Origin of the sequence: Bacillus sp. REN10, assembly GCF_016820555.1 — a bacterium.
Lineage (GTDB): Bacteria > Bacillota > Bacilli > Bacillales > Domibacillaceae > Bacillus_CE.
Window position 1 is genome coordinate 19713 of the sequence record NZ_JADHDW010000012.1, and the last position, 17590, is coordinate 37302.

The 17590-nt window shown below is 41.4% G+C and carries 26 protein-coding genes; all 26 read right to left on the reverse strand.

The annotated features are described in order from the left end of the window. Positions 1–30: 30 nt before the first annotated feature. The 26 genes from rpmD to rpoC all read right to left on the reverse strand — a co-directional run bounded on the left by rpmD (position 31) and on the right by rpoC (position 17516). A complete protein-coding gene (rpmD, locus tag IRB43_RS14660) occupies positions 31–213 on the reverse strand; it encodes a 50S ribosomal protein L30 (protein ID WP_203364240.1) in 183 nt (60 codons plus the stop codon). Between the two features lie 13 nt (positions 214–226). Then, positions 227–727 (reverse strand): 30S ribosomal protein S5, encoded by a 501-nt coding sequence (rpsE, locus tag IRB43_RS14665; RefSeq protein ID WP_095479265.1) that lies wholly within the window; start codon positions 725–727, stop codon positions 227–229. 20 nt (positions 728–747) lie between these two features. After that, the gene (rplR, locus tag IRB43_RS14670; protein WP_203364241.1) at positions 748–1110 is read right to left on the reverse strand and encodes a 50S ribosomal protein L18; all 363 of its coding nucleotides are present in this window, start codon (positions 1108–1110) and stop codon (positions 748–750) included. Between the two features lie 32 nt (positions 1111–1142). Then, positions 1143–1679 (reverse strand): 50S ribosomal protein L6, encoded by a 537-nt coding sequence (gene rplF, locus IRB43_RS14675; protein WP_203364242.1) that lies wholly within the window; start codon positions 1677–1679, stop codon positions 1143–1145. A 30-nt stretch (positions 1680–1709) separates the two neighbouring features. Further along, positions 1710–2108: a 30S ribosomal protein S8 gene (gene rpsH / locus IRB43_RS14680; protein ID WP_095479268.1), complete on the reverse strand. Its 399-nt coding sequence runs from the start codon at positions 2106–2108 to the stop codon at positions 1710–1712. Between the two features lie 29 nt (positions 2109–2137). Continuing rightward, on the reverse strand, positions 2138–2323 hold the full coding sequence (gene rpsN, locus IRB43_RS14685) for a 30S ribosomal protein S14 (protein WP_001085700.1): 186 nt from the start codon (positions 2321–2323) through the stop codon (positions 2138–2140). Between the two features lie 24 nt (positions 2324–2347). After that, positions 2348–2887: a 50S ribosomal protein L5 gene (rplE, locus tag IRB43_RS14690; protein ID WP_203364243.1), complete on the reverse strand. Its 540-nt coding sequence runs from the start codon at positions 2885–2887 to the stop codon at positions 2348–2350. Positions 2888–2917: 30 nt separating this feature from the next. Next, positions 2918–3229, reverse strand: coding sequence for a 50S ribosomal protein L24 (gene rplX, locus IRB43_RS14695; RefSeq protein ID WP_203364244.1), 312 nt, complete (start codon positions 3227–3229; stop codon positions 2918–2920). Positions 3230–3275: 46 nt separating this feature from the next. Further along, positions 3276–3644, reverse strand: a complete 369-nt coding sequence (gene rplN, locus IRB43_RS14700; RefSeq protein WP_094833981.1) for a 50S ribosomal protein L14 — start codon at positions 3642–3644, stop codon at positions 3276–3278. A gap of 46 nt (positions 3645–3690) precedes the next feature. Then, positions 3691–3954 (reverse strand): 30S ribosomal protein S17, encoded by a 264-nt coding sequence (rpsQ, locus tag IRB43_RS14705; protein WP_041101764.1) that lies wholly within the window; start codon positions 3952–3954, stop codon positions 3691–3693. 19 nt (positions 3955–3973) lie between these two features. Beyond that, positions 3974–4177, reverse strand: coding sequence for a 50S ribosomal protein L29 (gene rpmC, locus IRB43_RS14710; RefSeq protein WP_041101766.1), 204 nt, complete (start codon positions 4175–4177; stop codon positions 3974–3976). Beyond that, complete coding sequence (gene rplP, locus IRB43_RS14715; RefSeq protein WP_203364245.1) at positions 4167–4601, reverse strand: 50S ribosomal protein L16; 435 nt, start codon at positions 4599–4601, stop codon at positions 4167–4169. Before rplP ends, rpmC begins: the two co-directional genes overlap by 11 nt. 2 nt (positions 4602–4603) lie before the next feature. After that, the gene (gene rpsC / locus IRB43_RS14720) at positions 4604–5260 is read right to left on the reverse strand and encodes a 30S ribosomal protein S3 (RefSeq protein WP_203364246.1); all 657 of its coding nucleotides are present in this window, start codon (positions 5258–5260) and stop codon (positions 4604–4606) included. Positions 5261–5263: 3 nt separating this feature from the next. Beyond that, positions 5264–5605 (reverse strand): 50S ribosomal protein L22, encoded by a 342-nt coding sequence (gene rplV, locus IRB43_RS14725; RefSeq protein WP_094833977.1) that lies wholly within the window; start codon positions 5603–5605, stop codon positions 5264–5266. An 18-nt stretch (positions 5606–5623) separates the two neighbouring features. Next, positions 5624–5902 carry a 30S ribosomal protein S19 gene (gene rpsS, locus IRB43_RS14730; RefSeq protein ID WP_203364247.1) on the reverse strand — a complete coding sequence of 93 codons (279 nt, stop codon included), beginning with the start codon at positions 5900–5902 and terminating at the stop codon, positions 5624–5626. A 60-nt stretch (positions 5903–5962) separates the two neighbouring features. Then, complete coding sequence (rplB, locus tag IRB43_RS14735; RefSeq protein ID WP_203364248.1) at positions 5963–6793, reverse strand: 50S ribosomal protein L2; 831 nt, start codon at positions 6791–6793, stop codon at positions 5963–5965. 31 nt (positions 6794–6824) lie between these two features. Continuing rightward, positions 6825–7109, reverse strand: a complete 285-nt coding sequence (gene rplW, locus IRB43_RS14740; protein WP_094833974.1) for a 50S ribosomal protein L23 — start codon at positions 7107–7109, stop codon at positions 6825–6827. After that, the gene (gene rplD, locus IRB43_RS14745) at positions 7109–7732 is read right to left on the reverse strand and encodes a 50S ribosomal protein L4 (protein WP_203364249.1); all 624 of its coding nucleotides are present in this window, start codon (positions 7730–7732) and stop codon (positions 7109–7111) included. The genes rplW and rplD overlap by 1 nt, the downstream gene beginning before the upstream one ends. Before the next feature lie 30 nt (positions 7733–7762). Then, entirely contained in the window at positions 7763–8389 is a 627-nt protein-coding gene (gene rplC / locus IRB43_RS14750; protein WP_203364250.1) for a 50S ribosomal protein L3, read from the reverse strand. A 36-nt stretch (positions 8390–8425) separates the two neighbouring features. Further along, complete coding sequence (gene rpsJ, locus IRB43_RS14755; protein WP_025729837.1) at positions 8426–8734, reverse strand: 30S ribosomal protein S10; 309 nt, start codon at positions 8732–8734, stop codon at positions 8426–8428. A gap of 311 nt (positions 8735–9045) precedes the next feature. Then, positions 9046–10233, reverse strand: coding sequence for an elongation factor Tu (gene tuf, locus IRB43_RS14760; RefSeq protein WP_203364251.1), 1188 nt, complete (start codon positions 10231–10233; stop codon positions 9046–9048). Positions 10234–10364: 131 nt separating this feature from the next. Next, the gene (fusA, locus tag IRB43_RS14765) at positions 10365–12443 is read right to left on the reverse strand and encodes an elongation factor G (RefSeq protein ID WP_203364252.1); all 2079 of its coding nucleotides are present in this window, start codon (positions 12441–12443) and stop codon (positions 10365–10367) included. Positions 12444–12494: 51 nt separating this feature from the next. Further along, positions 12495–12965, reverse strand: a complete 471-nt coding sequence (rpsG, locus tag IRB43_RS14770; RefSeq protein WP_095479276.1) for a 30S ribosomal protein S7 — start codon at positions 12963–12965, stop codon at positions 12495–12497. A 56-nt stretch (positions 12966–13021) separates the two neighbouring features. Next, positions 13022–13444 (reverse strand): 30S ribosomal protein S12, encoded by a 423-nt coding sequence (gene rpsL / locus IRB43_RS14775; RefSeq protein WP_203364253.1) that lies wholly within the window; start codon positions 13442–13444, stop codon positions 13022–13024. A 94-nt stretch (positions 13445–13538) separates the two neighbouring features. Then, positions 13539–13790, reverse strand: a complete 252-nt coding sequence (locus IRB43_RS14780; RefSeq protein WP_203364254.1) for a ribosomal L7Ae/L30e/S12e/Gadd45 family protein — start codon at positions 13788–13790, stop codon at positions 13539–13541. 132 nt (positions 13791–13922) lie between these two features. Then, positions 13923–17516 carry a DNA-directed RNA polymerase subunit beta' gene (gene rpoC / locus IRB43_RS14785; RefSeq protein ID WP_203364255.1) on the reverse strand — a complete coding sequence of 1198 codons (3594 nt, stop codon included), beginning with the start codon at positions 17514–17516 and terminating at the stop codon, positions 13923–13925. Positions 17517–17590 lie beyond the last annotated feature (74 nt).

The window sequence follows — 17590 nt, forward strand, 5'->3', positions numbered from 1 at the left end:
TTCGTGCACCTCCTTATTCGGTATTTAAAATTAGATTTCTTTCACAGTCACTAAGTGAGACACTTTGTTGATCATGCCTCTGATAGCAGCGTTGTCTTGTTGCTCTACTGTTTGGTGCATCTTACGAAGACCAAGAGCCTTAACTGTTTCACGTTGATCTTGCGGACGACCGATCAAGCTACGAGTGAGGGTAATTTGTAATTTTTCAGCCATGATAAATCCCTCCTTATCCTAACAGTTCTTCTACTGATTTTCCACGTAATTTAGCAACATCTTCTGCGCGTTTCAATTGCTTAATTCCGTCGATTGTAGCACGTACCATGTTGATTGGCGTATTAGATCCTAAAGATTTAGAAAGGATATCTCCAACTCCGCCAAGCTCAAGTACCGCACGAACAGGTCCACCAGCGATTACTCCAGTACCTTCAGAAGCAGGTTTTAGGAGAATTTGACCAGCACCGAAGCGACCGATTACTTCATGAGGTAAAGTTGTTCCAACCATAGGAACAGTTACAAGGTTTTTCTTTGCATCTTCAACAGCTTTACGGATAGCATCTGGAACTTCTTGTGCTTTACCAGTTCCAAATCCAACGTGTCCGTTCTTGTCACCGACAACAACTAGAGCAGTAAAGCGGAAACGACGACCACCCTTTACTACTTTCGCAACACGATTGACCGTAACTACGCGTTCTTCAAGTTCAAGTTTATTTGGATCAATGCGACGCATTAATATGTCCCTCCTTTTTATTAGAATTCTAATCCATTTTCACGAGCAGCGTCAGCTAAAGCTTTTACGCGTCCATGGTATAAGTATCCTCCGCGGTCGAATACTACGGATTTAATACCTTTTTCACTCGCTCTTTTCGCAACTAGTTCGCCAACTTTAGCAGCGGCTTCAGTGTTGCTTGTAGACTCTAAACCGAAATCTTTTTCGATTGTAGAAGCGCTAGCAAGAGTTACACCGTTCATGTCATCAATCACTTGAGCGTAAAGATGTTTGTTGGAACGGAAAATATTTAAACGTGGACGAGACTCTGTACCGTTGATTTTCGCACGTACACGAGCGTGTCTCTTTTTACGAGTTTTATTTTTATCTGGCTTAGTAATCATCGTGGTCACTCCTTTCCTTTACCTAAGCGACATTATTTACCTGTTTTACCTTCTTTACGACGTACATATTCACCTTCGTAGCGAATACCTTTACCTTTATAAGGCTCTGGCGGACGAACGTCACGGATATTAGCTGCAAACGCACCAACGCGCTCTTTGCTAACGCCTTTTACGATCACTTTCGTGTTGGAAGGAACTTCAACTTCTACACCTGCTTCTGGTTCCATTTCAACTGGATGAGAGTAACCTACGTTAAGAACAAGCTTGTTACCTTGTTTTTGCGCACGGTACCCGACACCGATTAATTCAAGTGATTTTTCAAATCCTTTAGATACACCTTCAACCATATTTGCTAACAATGCACGAGTTGTACCGTGAATTGTACGGTGCTCTTTAGACTCAGAAGGACGAACAATGTTGATCACGTTGCCTTCGACTTCGATTTTCATATCTTTATTGAACGTACGAGTAAGCTCACCTTTAGGACCTTTAACAGTTACAGTGTTGTTCTCGTTTGTAAATGTTACACCTTCTGGTAGCTCGATTGGTTTTTTTCCTACGCGAGACATTCTGTTGCACCTCCATTCATTACAAAAATATTACCAAACGTATGCTAATACTTCTCCGCCAACTTGTTTAGCGCGAGCTTCTTTATCAGTTAATACACCGTTAGATGTTGAAACAAGAGCGATACCTAAACCGTTAAGTACTTTTGGTACCTCGTTAGCTTTCGCGTATACACGTAAACCAGGTTTACTGATACGTTTTAAACCAGTGATAACACGCTCGTTGTTTGCACCGTATTTTAAGAAGATACGGATCATGCCTTGCTTGTTATCTTCGATGAATTCTACATCACGTACAAAACCTTCACGTTTAAGAATTTCAGCGATTTCTTTTTTGATGTTAGAAGCAGGTACTTCTAACTTCTCGTGACGCACCATGTTCGCATTGCGGATGCGAGTTAGCAAATCTGCAATCGGATCTGTCATAACCATATTATTTACCTCCTTCCCAAGTCGTGGTATTACCAGCTAGCTTTTTTAACACCAGGAATTTGTCCTTTATATGCAAGTTCACGGAAACAAATACGGCAAAGCTTAAATTTACGATATACAGAGTGTGGACGTCCACAACGCTCGCAGCGTGTATACTCTTGTACTTTAAACTTTGGAGTGCGTTTTTGTTTCGCAATCATTGATTTTTTAGCCACGTTTTCGCCTCCCTTTTATAGCGATTACTTTTGGAACGGCATTCCAATTTGAGTTAACAATTCGCGAGATTCTTCATCGCTTTTTGCAGTTGTAACAATTACGATATCCATACCGCGTACTTTGCTTACTTTATCGTAATCAATCTCAGGGAAGATCAATTGCTCCTTCACACCAAGTGTGTAGTTACCGCGTCCATCAAAAGATTTTTTTGAGATACCACGGAAGTCACGTACACGTGGAAGTGATACAGAGATTAATTTATCTAGGAATTCGTACATACGCTCTCCGCGTAATGTAACTTTCGCTCCGATTGGCATACCCTCACGAAGGCGGAAGCCAGCGATAGAATTTTTCGCACGAGTTACTAGTGGTTTTTGACCAGTGATTAGAGCAAGTTCTTCAACAGCTACATCAAGAGCTTTCGCGTTTTGAACTGCGTCACCAATCCCCATGTTAACTACGATTTTTTCAACTTTCGGTACTTGCATTACAGAGTCGTAATTGAATTTATTCATTAAAGCAGGTGTAATTTCATTAATATACTTTGCTTTAAGGCGGTTCATATAGTGTACCTCCCTTCATTAACTAACTTATTATTTATCTAAAGTTTCACCGGATTTTTTTGCTACTCTTACTTTTTTACCATCAACCACTTTGAAGCCTACACGAGTAGGTTCGTTAGTTTTAGGATCTAAAAGCATAACGTTAGAAACGTGAATAGGTGCCTCTTGGCTAATAATTCCGCCTTGCGGATTTACTTGTGAAGGTTTTGAGTGTTTCTTTACGATGTTTACGCCTTCTACAAGTACACGGTCTTTTTTAGGAAACGCTGCAAGCACGATGCCAGTTTTTCCTTTATCTTTGCCCGTGATCACCATGACTTTATCGCCTTTTTTTACATTCATTTTATCGCACCTCCTTGAATGACCAAGTTGATAAAATTTATTTTCATTAGATTACTTCTGGAGCAAGAGAAACGATTTTCATAAAGTTGTTGTCACGTAATTCGCGTGCAACTGGTCCGAAGATACGAGTTCCGCGTGGGCCTTTGTCATCTTTAATGATAACACAAGCGTTTTCGTCAAAACGGATGTATGATCCGTCATTACGACGCATTCCACGTTTAGTACGAACGATTACAGCTTTAACAACATCACCTTTTTTGACAACGCCACCTGGTGTTGCTTGTTTTACTGTGCAGACAATAATGTCTCCAATGTTCGCAGTTTTACGGCCAGAGCCTCCAAGAACTTTGATCGTTAATACTTCACGTGCACCTGAGTTGTCAGCTACTTTTAAACGAGATTCTTGTTGGATCATTTATGTTACCTCCTTTCGGATGAGCATCTATCCGAACAATTATATATTAGATAATAACTGCTTTCTCAACAACTTCAACAAGACGGAAGCGTTTTGTAGCAGAAAGTGGGCGAGTTTCCATGATACGAACTACATCGCCGATTTTTGCTTCATTCAACTCATCATGAGCTTTGAATTTTTTAGAGTACTTAACGCGTTTGCCGTAAAGTGAGTGCTTTTTGTAAGTTTCTACTAAAACGGTAACTGTCTTATCCATTTTGTCCGACACAACACGTCCAGTATAAACTTTACGTTGGTTACGTTCACTCATTGTGCAAACCTCCTCTCAATTATCGATTGTTAACATCGATCTCTCTTTGACGAATGACTGTTTTCATTCGAGCGATCGCTTTACGTACTTCACGAATACGAGCAGTGTTTTCAAGTTGTCCAGTCGCTAATTGGAAGCGAAGGTTGAAAAGCTCTTCTTTTAAAGACTTAAGTTTTTGTTCAATTTCGGCAGTGGTTAGTTCAATAATTTCATTAGCCTTCATTTGATTCACCACCAATTTCTTCTCGTTTTACAAACTTACATTTAACAGGAAGTTTGTGTGATGCAAGACGAAGTGCTTCACGAGCTACCTCTTCAGATACACCAGCAATCTCAAACATAACTTTTCCTGGTTTAACTACAGCTACCCAGCCTTCAGGAGCCCCTTTACCGGAACCCATACGTACTTCTAGAGGTTTAGCTGTGTAAGGCTTATGTGGGAAAATTTTAATCCATACTTTACCGCCACGTTTCATGTAACGAGTCATAGCAATACGAGCTGCTTCGATTTGACGGTTTGTGATCCATGAAGCTTCTGTAGCTTGTAGACCGAATTCACCGAATGCTACTTCAGTGCCGCCTTTTGCTTGACCGCGCATTTTACCACGGTGAACACGACGATGTTTAACGCGTTTAGGCAATAACATAATTATTTTCCTCCTTCCTCAGACTTCTTCTTTGTAGGAAGGACCTCTCCACGATAAATCCATACTTTCACACCAAGCTTACCGTAAGTAGTGTCAGCTTCAACATGAGCATAGTCAATGTCCGCACGAAGTGTATGAAGTGGAACTGTTCCTTCACTATAATGTTCAGCACGAGCGATGTCTGCTCCGCCAAGACGTCCAGAAACTTGTGTTTTAATTCCTTTCGCTCCAGCGCGGATTGTACGTTGGATCGCTTGCTTTTGCGCACGACGGAAAGATACACGGTTTTCTAATTGACGAGCAATGTTTTCTGCTACTAATTTAGCATCTAAGTCTGCTCTCTTAATTTCAACGATGTTAATATGAACACGTTTGCCAGTTAATTGGTTTAAAGCTTTACGAAGCGCTTCAACCTCAGAACCACCTTTACCAATAACCATACCAGGCTTAGCTGTATGAACAGTGATGTTGATTCGGTTAGCAGCACGTTCAATTTCTACACGAGATACAGAAGCGTCTTTTAAACGGTCTTCGATATATCCGCGTACTTTAAGGTCTTCATGTAAAAGATCTGCATAATCTTTTTCAGCGTACCATTTTGAATCCCAGTCACGAATAATACCAACACGTAAACCATTAGGATGTACTTTTTGACCCACGAATTATCCCTCCTTCTTTTCTGATACCACGATTGTGATGTGGCTAGTGCGTTTGTTAATTTGGCTTGCACGTCCCATAGCGCGTGGACGGAAACGTTTTAAAGTTGGACCTTCATCAACAAATGCTTGTTTTACAACAAGGTTATTAATGTCCATATCGTAGTTATGCTCTGCATTGGCAACTGCAGATTTCAATAATTTTTCAATGACAGGAGATGCAACTTTTGGCGTGTGACGCAAAATAGCTACAGCCTCTCCTACTTGCTTTCCTCGAATCAAGTCAATCACTAAGCGTGCTTTACGAGGAGCAATACGAACTGTTCTTACGACAGCTTTTGCTTCCATTAGGATACCCTCCTCTCATTAGCGTCTTGTTTTCTTATCGTCACTAGCGTGACCTTTATACGTACGAGTTGGTGCGAATTCACCAAGTTTGTGCCCAACCATATCTTCCGTTACAAATACAGGAACGTGTTTGCGACCATCATACACAGCGATTGTGTGACCGATGAAAGCTGGGAAGATTGTTGAACGGCGAGACCAAGTTTTCACAACTTGTTTCTTATCAGTTTCGTTTAACTTTTCGATCTTGTTAAATAAATGATCATCAACAAAAGGTCCTTTTTTCAAGCTGCGGCCCATAGTAGTACCTCCCTTCGTAACTGGTCTACGGTTCGACGAGGGAACCGTAGTTCAATTACGTTATTTTTTACGGCGACGAACGATGAATTTATCGCTTTTGTTTGTTTTCTTACGAGTTTTGTAACCAAGAGTTGGTTTACCCCATGGTGTAACAGGTGATTTACGTCCGATTGGTGAACGTCCTTCACCACCACCGTGTGGATGGTCATTAGGGTTCATAACAGATCCGCGAACAGTAGGTTTTTTACCTAACCAGCGAGAGCGACCTGCTTTACCAATATTGATTAATTCGTGTTGTTCGTTACCAACTTGACCGATAGAAGCACGGCAAGTAGCTAGAATCATACGAACTTCTCCAGAAGTTAAACGTACAAGAACGTATTTACCTTCTTTACCTAATACTTGTGCAGAAGTACCCGCAGAACGAACTAATTGTCCGCCTTTTCCAGGTTTTAATTCAATATTGTGAATAACTGTACCTACAGGAATGTTTGCTAAAGGAAGAGCGTTTCCTACTTTAATGTCAGCTTCTGAGCCAGACATTACTTCCATTCCAACTTTAAGGTTTTTAGGTGCTAAGATATAGCGTTTTTCACCATCTACATAGTTGATTAACGCGATGTTTGCTGAGCGGTTTGGATCATACTCAATTGTGGCAACGCGTCCTGGTATACCATCTTTATCGCGTTTGAAGTCGATAATACGGTATTGACGCTTATGACCGCCACCATGATGACGAACAGTAATTTTACCTTGGTTGTTACGGCCGCCTTTTCTTTTAATAGGCGCTAGCAATGACTTTTCTGGAGTGCTAGTTGTAATTTCAGCAAAATCAGATACTGTCATCCCGCGACGACCATTTGTGGTTGGTTTATACTTTTTAATCGCCATGTCTTTTCCCTCCTCTTCTAATAGTTTTTAATTATACTTCAAAAAGTTCGATTTCTTTGCTGTCTTGAGTTAATGTAACAACCGCTTTACGGCGTTTGTTCGTATAACCTGCATAACGACCCATGCGTTTGAACTTACCTTTGTAGTTCATGATGTTGACTTTCGCAACTTTCACACCAAAGATTTCTTCGATAGCATCTTTAACTTGTGTTTTGTTCGCTCTTACATCAACTTCGAATGTATATTTTTTATCAACCATAATTTCAGTTGAATGTTCAGTAATAACGGGGCGCTTAATGATATCGCGAGCTTCCATTATGCAAGCACCTCCTCTACTTTTTCAACAGCTGCTTTAGTCATAATTAATTTATCATGACCAACTAAATCTAAAACACTAATGCCATTTGCTTCTACAACTGTTACACCAGGGATGTTACGAGCTGATAAAGCAACATTTTCGTTTAGGCTTTCTGTTACGATTAATGCTTTAGTATCTACAGAAAGGTTTTTAAGAACACTTGCGAATTCTTTTGTTTTAGGAGCGTCTAAAGTTAGAGCTTCTAATACTAGAATGTTTTGTTCGGCTACTTTTGCAGATAAAGCAGATTTGATCGCTAAGCGACGTACTTTTTTAGGTAATTTGTAGCTGTAGCTGCGTGGAACAGGTCCAAATACAGTACCACCGCCGCGCCATTGTGGAGATCTGATAGATCCTTGACGTGCGCGTCCAGTACCTTTTTGGCGCCATGGTTTACGACCACCGCCACGTACTTCAGCACGAGTTTTTACTTTATGTGTTCCTTGACGTAATGAAGCTCTTTGCATCATTAACGCTTCAAATACAACATGTTCATTAGGTTCAATACCAAATACAGATTCGTTAAGTTCGATTTCGCCAACTTGCGCTCCGCTTTGGTTTAATAATGTAACTTTTGGCATTCTTGTTTCCTCCTTTCTCGGAAAATGATATTATTTCGCTTTTACAGCGCTTTGAATTTTAACTAATGCTTTTCTAGGACCAGGTACATTACCTTTAACTAGAATAACGTTGCGCTCCGCATCTACTTTAACTACTTGTAGGTTTTGGATAGTGATTTGATCTCCACCCATGCGACCAGGAAGTAATTTGTTTTTGAATACGCGGTTAGGCGCTACAGGACCCATTGAACCTGGGCGACGATGGTAACGTGAACCGTGGGACATTGGTCCGCGGCTTTGTCCGTGGCGTTTAATAGCACCTTGGAAACCTTTACCTTTCGATACTCCTGTTACGTCGATGATATCTCCCTCAGCGAAAATATCTACCTTGACTTCTTGACCAACTTCTAGTTCTCCTTCGAAGTTACGGAACTCACGAATGAAGCGCTTAGGTGCAGTGTTTGCTTTTGCAACGTGACCTTTAGCTGGTTTGTTAGCAAGCTTTTCGCGCTTGTCATCAAAACCTAACTGGATCGCTTCGTAGCCGTCGCTTTCGATTGTTTTCTTTTGTAGCACAACGTTTGGTGCTGCTTCAATTACAGTTACAGGGATCAAATCACCGTTTTCAGCAAACACTTGAGTCATACCGATTTTTCTTCCTAAGATTCCTTTGGTCATGAGTCACACCTCCTAAAATTGTTAGTTTTATATAAATTAAAGTTTAATTTCAATGTCAACGCCTGATGGTAAATCTAAACGCATTAATGAATCAACTGTTTGTGGAGTTGGATTCACAATGTCGATTAAGCGCTTATGTGTGCGCATTTCAAACTGCTCACGAGAATCTTTGTACTTATGAACCGCACGTAAGATTGTGTAAACAGACTTTTCAGTTGGTAAAGGGATTGGACCCGATACACTTGCACCAGAACGTTTTGCTGTTTCAACGATCTTTTCTGCTGATTGATCTAGAATTCTGTGATCATATGCTTTTAAACGAATGCGAATTTTTTGTTTTGCCATTATTTTCCCTCCTTTATCGCCTATTTGATAATAGACATTCTCCGCGGAAATATCCTAACGACACGCGCCATGGCAAAGCGGCCGGGTGTGTCAGCAACCTTCCACATCATCGCTGTCAAAAACCAACATTGTTAATTATACACTGTTAGCAAATTATACGCAACTATTTTTTGAAACTTTTTCATCAGCGCACTTTTTTCATTATACATATATCTTCTGTTCATTTCAACTATGAATAAAAGAGAGATATCAATAGAGTAAAAAATGACAGATGGGATTCCCATCTGTCATTTGGTTTATCTGTCAATCAATTATTTTTCGATTGTAGATACAACGCCTGAACCTACTGTACGTCCACCTTCACGAATTGAGAAACGAGTTCCTTCTTCGATCGCGATTGGAGAGATAAGTTCAACTGTCATTTCAATGTTATCTCCAGGCATAACCATTTCTACGCCTTCAGGAAGATTAACAACACCAGTTACGTCAGTTGTACGGAAGTAGAACTGAGGACGGTAGTTTGTGAAGAATGGAGTGTGACGTCCACCCTCTTCTTTAGATAATACGTAAACTTCAGCTTTGAACTTAGTGTGTGGAGTGATTGAACCTGGCTTAGCAAGTACTTGACCACGTTGGATTTCTTCACGTGCAACACCACGAAGAAGAGCACCAATGTTGTCTCCAGCTTCAGCATAGTCAAGAAGCTTACGGAACATTTCTACACCAGTAACAGTTGTTTTCTTAGCTTCTTCAGCAAGACCAATGATCTCGATTTCGTCACCAACTTTTACTTGTCCACGCTCAACACGACCTGTAGCAACAGTACCACGACCAGTGATTGAGAATACGTCCTCAACTGGCATCATGAATGGTTTCTCAGTGTCACGTTCTGGAGTTGGAACGTACTCATCAACCGCAGCCATAAGTTCAAGGATTTTTTCTTCCCACTCAGGCTCACCTTCAAGAGCTTTAAGAGCAGAACCTTTAATTACTGGTACGTCATCACCAGGGAAATCGTACTCAGAAAGAAGGTCACGAACTTCCATTTCTACTAGTTCAAGAAGCTCTTCATCATCTACCATGTCACATTTGTTTAAGAATACAACTAGGTATGGAACACCTACGTTACGAGAAAGAAGGATGTGCTCGCGTGTTTGTGGCATTGGACCATCAGCAGCAGATACTACTAAGATACCGCCGTCCATTTGAGCAGCTCCAGTGATCATGTTTTTAACGTAGTCAGCATGTCCTGGGCAGTCAACGTGCGCATAGTGACGTGTAGCCGTTTCATACTCAACGTGAGAAGTGTTGATTGTGATACCGCGCTCACGCTCTTCTGGAGCGTTGTCGATTTGATCATAACCGCGTGCTTCACCGCCACCTGCTTTTGCAAGAACAGTTGTGATCGCTGCAGTTAAAGTTGTTTTACCATGGTCAACGTGACCGATTGTACCGATATTCGCATGTGTTTTCGAACGGTCGAATTTTTCCTTAGCCATTAGGAAATCCTCCTTTAAGTTATAAAAGTTTAATTTAAGTATATATGGGCTTTGAAGGCAGAAGGGCTTCCACCTTCAAAGATACCAAAGCTTACAATAGTATTTATACTTTATTAGGAAGTATAAATCAATTATTCGCCTTTATTTTTTTTAATAATTTCATCAGAAACTGATTTTGGCACTTCTTCATAATGATCAAAGTGCATAGAGTATGTTCCACGACCTTGCGTGTTAGAACGCAATGAAGTTGCATATCCAAACATTTCTGATAGAGGAACGTACGCTTTAACTACTTGAGCGTTTCCGCGAGCTTCCATTCCTTCTACGCGTCCACGGCGAGAAGTAACGTCACCCATGATGTCTCCCAGATATTCATCCGGAATAACAACTTCTACTTTCATCATTGGCTCAAGGATAACTGGGTTACATTTAGATGCTGCATTTTTAAGAGCCATAGAAGCAGCGATTTTAAATGCCATCTCACTGGAGTCAACATCATGGTATGAACCATCAAATAGTTTTGCTTTGATGTCAACCAATGGATAACCAGCAAGAACACCATTTTGTAATGCATCTTCAAGACCGGCTTGAACCGCTGGGATGTATTCACGTGGAACAACCCCACCTACGATTGCATTTTCGAATTCAAATCCTGCTCCTTCTTCGTTAGGAGCGAATTCGATCCAAACGTGACCGAATTGTCCGCGTCCACCAGATTGACGAGCAAATTTACCCTCAACTTGAGCAGATCCACGGAAAGTTTCACGGTAAGCAACTTGAGGAGCACCAACGTTCGCTTCTACTTTGAACTCGCGACGCATACGGTCAACGATAATATCAAGGTGAAGCTCACCCATACCAGAGATGATAACTTGTCCAGTTTCCTGGTTCGTTTCAGCACGGAATGTAGGATCCTCTTCTTGAAGTTTTTGTAAAGCTGTAGACATTTTCGCCTGGTCAGCTTTTGATTTTGGTTCTACTGATAATGAAATTACCGGCTCAGGGAATTCCATTGACTCAAGAATAACAAGGTTTTTCTCGTCACATAATGTGTCACCAGTAGTTGTATCTTTTAAACCAACTGCAGCAGCGATATCTCCAGCATGTACTTCGGAGATCTCTTCACGTGAGTTCGCATGCATTTGAAGAATACGACCTACACGCTCACGCTTACCTTTAGTTGAGTTTTGAACATATGATCCAGAGTTAAGGATACCAGAATATACGCGGAAGAAAGTTAATTTACCGACATAAGGGTCAGTCATAACTTTAAATGCAAGCGCTGAGAATGGTGCATCGTCACTTGAAGGACGAGTTACTTCTTCGTCGCTGTCCGGTAAAGTACCTTTAATTGCTGGTACGTCAGTTGGAGCTGGAAGGTAATCAATTACTGCATCTAGCATTAATTGTACCCCTTTGTTTTTGAATGCAGTTCCGCATAGAACTGGGAAGAATTCAACGTTTACTGTACCTTTACGGATCGCAGCTTTGATTTCTTCTTTCGTAAGCTCTTCTCCACCAAGGTATTTCTCCATTAATTCTTCATCAAGTTCAGCTACTGCTTCAATTAACTTTTCACGGTACTCTTCTGCTTGGTCTTGATACTCAGCAGGGATTTCACCCTCCTCGATTTCAGTTCCAAGGTCGTTGCCGTAGAAAGTTGCTTTCATTTCAATTAAATCGATGATACCGCGGAACTCATCTTCTGCACCAATTGGTAATTGGATCGGATGAGCATTTGCCATCAAACGATTGTGAATTGTTCCTACAGAGTATAGGAAGTCCGCACCGATTTTATCCATTTTGTTAACGAATACGATACGTGGAACTCCGTAAGTAGTAGCCTGACGCCAAACAGTTTCTGTTTGAGGCTCAACACCAGATTGAGCGTCAAGCACTGTTACTGCACCATCAAGTACACGAAGAGAACGTTCAACTTCAACAGTGAAGTCTACGTGTCCTGGAGTATCGATGATATTTACACGGTTACCCTTCCATTGAGCTGTAGTTGCAGCGGAAGTGATTGTGATACCGCGTTCTTGTTCTTGTTCCATCCAGTCCATTTGAGAAGCACCTTCGTGAGTCTCACCAATTTTATGGATACGGCCTGTGTAATAAAGAATACGCTCGGTTGTTGTTGTCTTACCGGCATCGATGTGAGCCATGATACCGATATTTCGAGTGTTTTCTAAGGAGAACTCTCTTGCCATCTGTGTTTTTCTCCTTCCTTAATTAGGTTGTTTTTTATAATAAAAATAATCTTACCAGCGATAGTGAGCAAACGCTTTGTTTGCTTCCGCCATTTTGTGAGTATCTTCACGTTTCTTAACAGAAGCACCTGTGTTGTTAGCTGCATCTAGAATTTCAGCAGCAAGGCGTTCTTCCATTGTTTTCTCTCCGCGAAGGCGAGAATAATTTACTAACCAGCGAAGACCAAGAGTTGTACGGCGCTCAGGGCGAACCTCAACTGGAACTTGGTAGTTAGCTCCACCTACACGGCGTGCTCTAACCTCTAATACTGGCATGATATTTTTAATTGCTTGATCGAATACTTCCATAGGGTCTTTACCCGTACGTTCGCGAATAAGATCAAATGATGCGTAAAGAATAGCTTGTGATTTACCTCTCTTACCGTCTACCATCATTTTGTTGATAAGACGAGTAACTAGCTTAGAGTTGTACATCGGATCTGGAAGTACGTCTCTTTTCGCTACAGGACCTTTACGTGGCATTTGTTTTCCTCCTTTCAAAAGGTTGCTTTAATTTTGTTAGTTCATTGGTTTTGTAATTAGTTTTTAGCTGGTTTAGGACGCTTTGTACCGTATTTAGAACGGCCTTGGCGACGACTATCAACACCCGCAGTATCAAGCGCACCACGTACGATGTGGTAACGTACCCCTGGTAAGTCCTTCACACGTCCGCCACGGATAAGAACAACGCTGTGCTCTTGTAAGTTGTGACCGATACCAGGAATATAAGCAGTTACTTCGATACCGTTGCTTAAACGAACACGGGCATACTTACGTAAAGCTGAGTTCGGTTTTTTCGGTGTCATTGTACCAACACGTGTACAAACTCCACGTTTTTGTGGTGAAGATACATCTGTTTGAGCTTTTTTGAAGCTGTTGTATCCTTTGTTAAGTGCTGGTGATTTAGAATTAGTAGTTTTTGATTTACGAGGTTTACGCACTAACTGATTAATAGTAGGCATGTAAATATCCTCCCTTCCTTTTTTCTTAAGCCCACACATCCAGGTGGCTCATTTAAAATTAAAAACAAAGCTTTTGCAGTATTCTGCAAAAACATTATTCACTAATAATAGCAACAGCAACTGCCTTGACATCAATTCCGCATGTTTTCCCAAGCTTTTGCATGGAATCAACATAAGTAATAGGCACTGCTTTTTTGTTCGCAAGTTCAACTATTATTTGACTAATAGCTGGGTTGGCGTCAGCAGCGAGAACTATTTCTTGCGCTTTGTTTCTTCCAAGAGCCTTCACTGTTTGTTTTGTTCCTATTTTAAGGCTTTTGGCCTTTGCTACTTTTTCATAAGACATACGAACATCCTCCAAAGTAACAAGGTTCATAGGAGCACCTTGATTATCTTATCACCGACATTTTTAAATGTCAACACTGAAAAATCAAATATTGTATCGGAGCCAATATTTGATTGGCTCCGATACAATTACTTATTCTACAGTGACTGATTCTTCAGTTTTGGCTAATACCGGTTCAGATCTGCGATATCTTTGCATACCTGTTCCAGCCGGAACTAGTTTACCGATGATGACATTCTCTTTCAAACCAAGAAGTTCATCTCGTTTTCCTTTAATTGCCGCATCTGTAAGCACACGAGTCGTTTCTTGGAACGACGCAGCAGATAAGAATGAGTCTGTTTCAAGTGACGCTTTCGTAATACCAAGAAGAACCGGTCTTCCCGTTGCTGGCATACGGCCTTCAAGCAATGCTTTTTCGTTCGCATCTCTGAATTGATGGACATCTAACAGGCTTCCTGGTAATACATCTGTTTCACCTGCATCGATGACACGGACTTTGCGAAGCATTTGACGCACCATTACTTCGATGTGCTTGTCACCAATTTCTACCCCTTGCATACGGTATACTTTTTGTACTTCACGCAATAAATACTCTTGAACAGAAGAAACATCTGTAATCTTTAAGTATTCTTTCGGATCAATGGAACCTTCCGTTAATTCCTGTCCGCGGACAACTTGATCGTTTACGGCCACTTTTAAGCGAGCAGTATATGGCACTGTATATGTGCGAGTTTCCACTGCACCTTGCAACACGATTTCCTGCTGGCGATCACGGCCTTCATTAATCGCTGTTACAGCACCATCAATTTCCGAAATGACCGCTTGACCTTTAGGGTTACGCGCCTCGAATAGCTCTTGAATACGCGGTAAACCTTGAGTGATATCATCTCCGGCTACCCCACCTGTATGGAATGTACGCATCGTAAGCTGTGTTCCTGGCTCACCGATAGATTGGGCAGCAATGATACCAACTGCTTCTCCCACTTCCACTTGCTGACCAGTTGCCAAGTTGCGACCGTAACATTTCTTACATACCCCATGACGAGTATTACAAGTAAAGGCTGAACGAATCCATACTTGTTCAACACCTGAATCAACGATCACTTTCGCTAAGTCTTCGTCAATTAGTTCATTCTCCTTCACGAGAATAACTCCTGTTTCAGGGTGTTTAACTGTTTTTCTAGAATAACGACCAATTAGACGCTCTTCTAATGCTTCGATGATTTCTGTACCATCTTTAATCGACCCAATGAGTAAGCCGCGATCTGTTCCGCAATCATCTTCGCGAACGATCACATCTTGAGCCACATCTACTAAACGACGAGTTAAGTAACCAGAGTCAGCTGTTTTCAGAGCTGTATCAGCAAGACCTTTACGGGCTCCATGCGTCGAGATAAAGTACTCTAATACGGTTAAGCCTTCTCGGAAGCTTGATTTGATTGGTAACTCAATGATTCGACCAGCCGGGTTGGCCATCAAACCACGCATTCCTGCAAGCTGCGTAAAGTTAGATGCGTTACCACGGGCTCCAGAGTCACTCATCATGAAGATTGGGTTGCGTTTGTCTAGGGAAGCCATTAGCTTGCCTTGAATAATGTCTTTCGCTGCACTCCAGATAGAGATGACACGATCATAACGCTCGTCTTCAGTGATGAGACCGCGTCTGAATTGCTTCATGACGTTATCTACTTTACTTTGAGCTTCTTGAAGAATTTGTTCTTTTTCTCCTAATACAACGATGTCTGCTACACCGACTGTAATACCTGCTTTAGTTGAGTATTTAAAACCTAAGTCTTTCATGCGATCAAGCATTTTTGATGTTTCTGTGATCTTAAACTTTTTAAACACTTCAGCAATGATATTACCGAGAATTTTCTTCTTAAACGGAGCAACTAGCTCTTGTTTTTGAATATGTTCTTTGACATTCACTGTAGGATGAACGAAATATTTCTCTGGTGTTTTCACTTCCAAGTTCGTTCCTGTTGGTTCATTGATGTACGGGAAGGAATCAGGAAGGATTTCGTTAAAGATTAATTTCCCTACAGTCGTGATTAGCAACATTTTTCTTTGCTCATCCGTAAATGTTTCATTGCTTAAAGAAGATGTTGCGATCGCGATACGTGTATGAAGGTGAACATATCCGTTTTGGTATGCAATTAACGCTTCATTTGTATCTTTAAAGATCATACCTTCTCCAATCGCACCTTCGCGCTCAAGAGTTAAGTAATAGTTACCTAATACCATATCCTGTGAAGGAGTTACAACTGGTTTTCCATCCTTAGGATTTAGGATGTTTTGGGCAGCAAGCATAAGCATGCGAGCTTCCGCTTGAGCTTCTGCTGATAAAGGAACGTGAACAGCCATTTGGTCACCATCGAAGTCCGCATTGTACGCTGTACAAACGAGCGGATGAAGACGAATCGCACGTCCTTCAACTAATGTTGGCTCGAACGCCTGAATACCTAAGCGGTGAAGCGTTGGGGCACGGTTAAGAAGAACCGGATGCTCTCTAATGACTTCTTCAAGCACATCCCACACTTCCGGATGTACGCGCTCAATTTTACGCTTAGCGCTCTTAATATTATGAGCTAATCCCTTTTCAACAAGTTCTTTCATAACGAACGGTTTAAACAACTCTAAAGCCATTTCTTTCGGAAGTCCGCATTGATACATTTTCAAGTTAGGACCTACAACGATAACGGAACGACCAGAATAGTCAACACGTTTACCTAATAAGTTTTGACGGAAACGTCCTTGCTTCCCTTTCAGCATATGCGAAAGAGATTTAAGAGGGCGGTTACCCGGGCCTGTAACTGGGCGGCCGCGACGTCCGTTGTCAATTAAAGCATCGACCGCTTCTTGCAGCATGCGCTTCTCATTTTGCACGATGATGCTCGGTGCACCTAAATCTAACAAACGTTTTAAACGGTTGTTACGGTTAATCACACGGCGATATAAATCATTTAAATCCGATGTCGCAAAACGACCACCGTCTAATTGAACCATCGGGCGCAATTCTGGCGGGATAACCGGAAGTACATCCAAAATCATCCAATCAGGACTGTTGCCTGAATGACGGAATGCTTCAATGACTTCAAGACGCTTAATCGCTCTTGTACGGCGTTGTCCTTGTGCACTCTTCAGTTCTTCTTTCAGAACCTCTACTTCTTTTTCAAGGTCAATGTCTGCAAGAAGCTTTTTAATAGCTTCTGCTCCCATAGACGCTTGGAATTTATTGCCGTATTTATCGCGGTAAGCGCGGTATTCTTTTTCAGATAAGAGCTGTTTCTTTTCTAATGAAGTATCTCCCGCTTCTGTTACAACATAAGAAGCAAAGTAAATGACTTCTTCAAGAGAACGCGGAGACATGTCTAACACAAGTCCCATACGGCTTGGGATCCCTTTGAAATACCAAATATGTGACACTGGAGCAGCCAGTTCAATATGACCCATGCGCTCGCGGCGAACTTTTGCCTTTGTTACCTCTACGCCACAACGGTCACATACCACACCTTTATAGCGCACTCTTTTATATTTTCCACAATGACATTCCCAGTCTTTTGTTGGTCCGAAAATACGCTCACAAAATAAACCATCTTTTTCTGGTTTTAATGTACGATAGTTGATCGTTTCTGGTTTTTTGACCTCTCCAAAAGACCAAGATCGAATTTTATCCGGTGATGCTAAACCGATTTTCATATATTCGAAGTTATTAACATCTAGCAAGGGGCCTACCTCCCTTTCAGTCTACAGGTTTTACCCAAGATCGCTTAGTTGCTTTTAGTCAAGATAGCCGGAGA

Excerpts from the sequence above, each read along its gene's own strand:
- rpmD (WP_203364240.1), bottom strand. The coding sequence starts at position 213 with ATGGCTGAAAAATTACAAATTACCCTCACTCGTAGCTTGATCGGTCGT.
- rpsE (WP_095479265.1), bottom strand. The coding sequence starts at position 727 with ATGCGTCGCATTGATCCAAATAAACTTGAACTTGAAGAACGCGTAGTT.
- rplR (WP_203364241.1), bottom strand. The coding sequence starts at position 1,110 with ATGATTACTAAGCCAGATAAAAATAAAACTCGTAAAAAGAGACACGCT.
- rplF (WP_203364242.1), bottom strand. The coding sequence starts at position 1,679 with ATGTCTCGCGTAGGAAAAAAACCAATCGAGCTACCAGAAGGTGTAACA.
- rpsH (WP_095479268.1), bottom strand. The coding sequence starts at position 2,108 with ATGGTTATGACAGATCCGATTGCAGATTTGCTAACTCGCATCCGCAAT.
- rplE (WP_203364243.1), bottom strand. The coding sequence starts at position 2,887 with ATGAACCGCCTTAAAGCAAAGTATATTAATGAAATTACACCTGCTTTA.
- rplX (WP_203364244.1), bottom strand. The coding sequence starts at position 3,229 with ATGAATGTAAAAAAAGGCGATAAAGTCATGGTGATCACGGGCAAAGAT.
- rplN (WP_094833981.1), bottom strand. The coding sequence starts at position 3,644 with ATGATCCAACAAGAATCTCGTTTAAAAGTAGCTGACAACTCAGGTGCA.
- rpsQ (WP_041101764.1), bottom strand. The coding sequence starts at position 3,954 with ATGAGTGAACGTAACCAACGTAAAGTTTATACTGGACGTGTTGTGTCG.
- rpmC (WP_041101766.1), bottom strand. The coding sequence starts at position 4,177 with ATGAAGGCTAATGAAATTATTGAACTAACCACTGCCGAAATTGAACAA.
- rplP (WP_203364245.1), bottom strand. The coding sequence starts at position 4,601 with ATGTTATTGCCTAAACGCGTTAAACATCGTCGTGTTCACCGTGGTAAA.
- rplV (WP_094833977.1), bottom strand. The coding sequence starts at position 5,605 with ATGGAAGCAAAAGCTGTCGTAAGAACAGTTCGTATTGCTCCTCGTAAA.
- rpsS (WP_203364247.1), bottom strand. The coding sequence starts at position 5,902 with ATGGGCCGCAGCTTGAAAAAAGGACCTTTTGTTGATGATCATTTATTT.
- rplB (WP_203364248.1), bottom strand. The coding sequence starts at position 6,793 with ATGGCGATTAAAAAGTATAAACCAACCACAAATGGTCGTCGCGGGATG.
- rplW (WP_094833974.1), bottom strand. The coding sequence starts at position 7,109 with ATGGAAGCTCGCGATATCATTAAGCGCCCCGTTATTACTGAACATTCA.
- rplD (WP_203364249.1), bottom strand. The coding sequence starts at position 7,732 with ATGCCAAAAGTTACATTATTAAACCAAAGCGGAGCGCAAGTTGGCGAA.
- rplC (WP_203364250.1), bottom strand. The coding sequence starts at position 8,389 with ATGACCAAAGGAATCTTAGGAAGAAAAATCGGTATGACTCAAGTGTTT.
- rpsJ (WP_025729837.1), bottom strand. The coding sequence starts at position 8,734 with ATGGCAAAACAAAAAATTCGCATTCGTTTAAAAGCATATGATCACAGA.
- tuf (WP_203364251.1), bottom strand. The coding sequence starts at position 10,233 with ATGGCTAAGGAAAAATTCGACCGTTCGAAAACACATGCGAATATCGGT.
- fusA (WP_203364252.1), bottom strand. The coding sequence starts at position 12,443 with ATGGCAAGAGAGTTCTCCTTAGAAAACACTCGAAATATCGGTATCATG.
- rpsG (WP_095479276.1), bottom strand. The coding sequence starts at position 12,965 with ATGCCACGTAAAGGTCCTGTAGCGAAAAGAGACGTACTTCCAGATCCG.
- rpsL (WP_203364253.1), bottom strand. The coding sequence starts at position 13,444 with ATGCCTACTATTAATCAGTTAGTGCGTAAACCTCGTAAATCAAAAACT.
- IRB43_RS14780 (WP_203364254.1), bottom strand. The coding sequence starts at position 13,790 with ATGTCTTATGAAAAAGTAGCAAAGGCCAAAAGCCTTAAAATAGGAACA.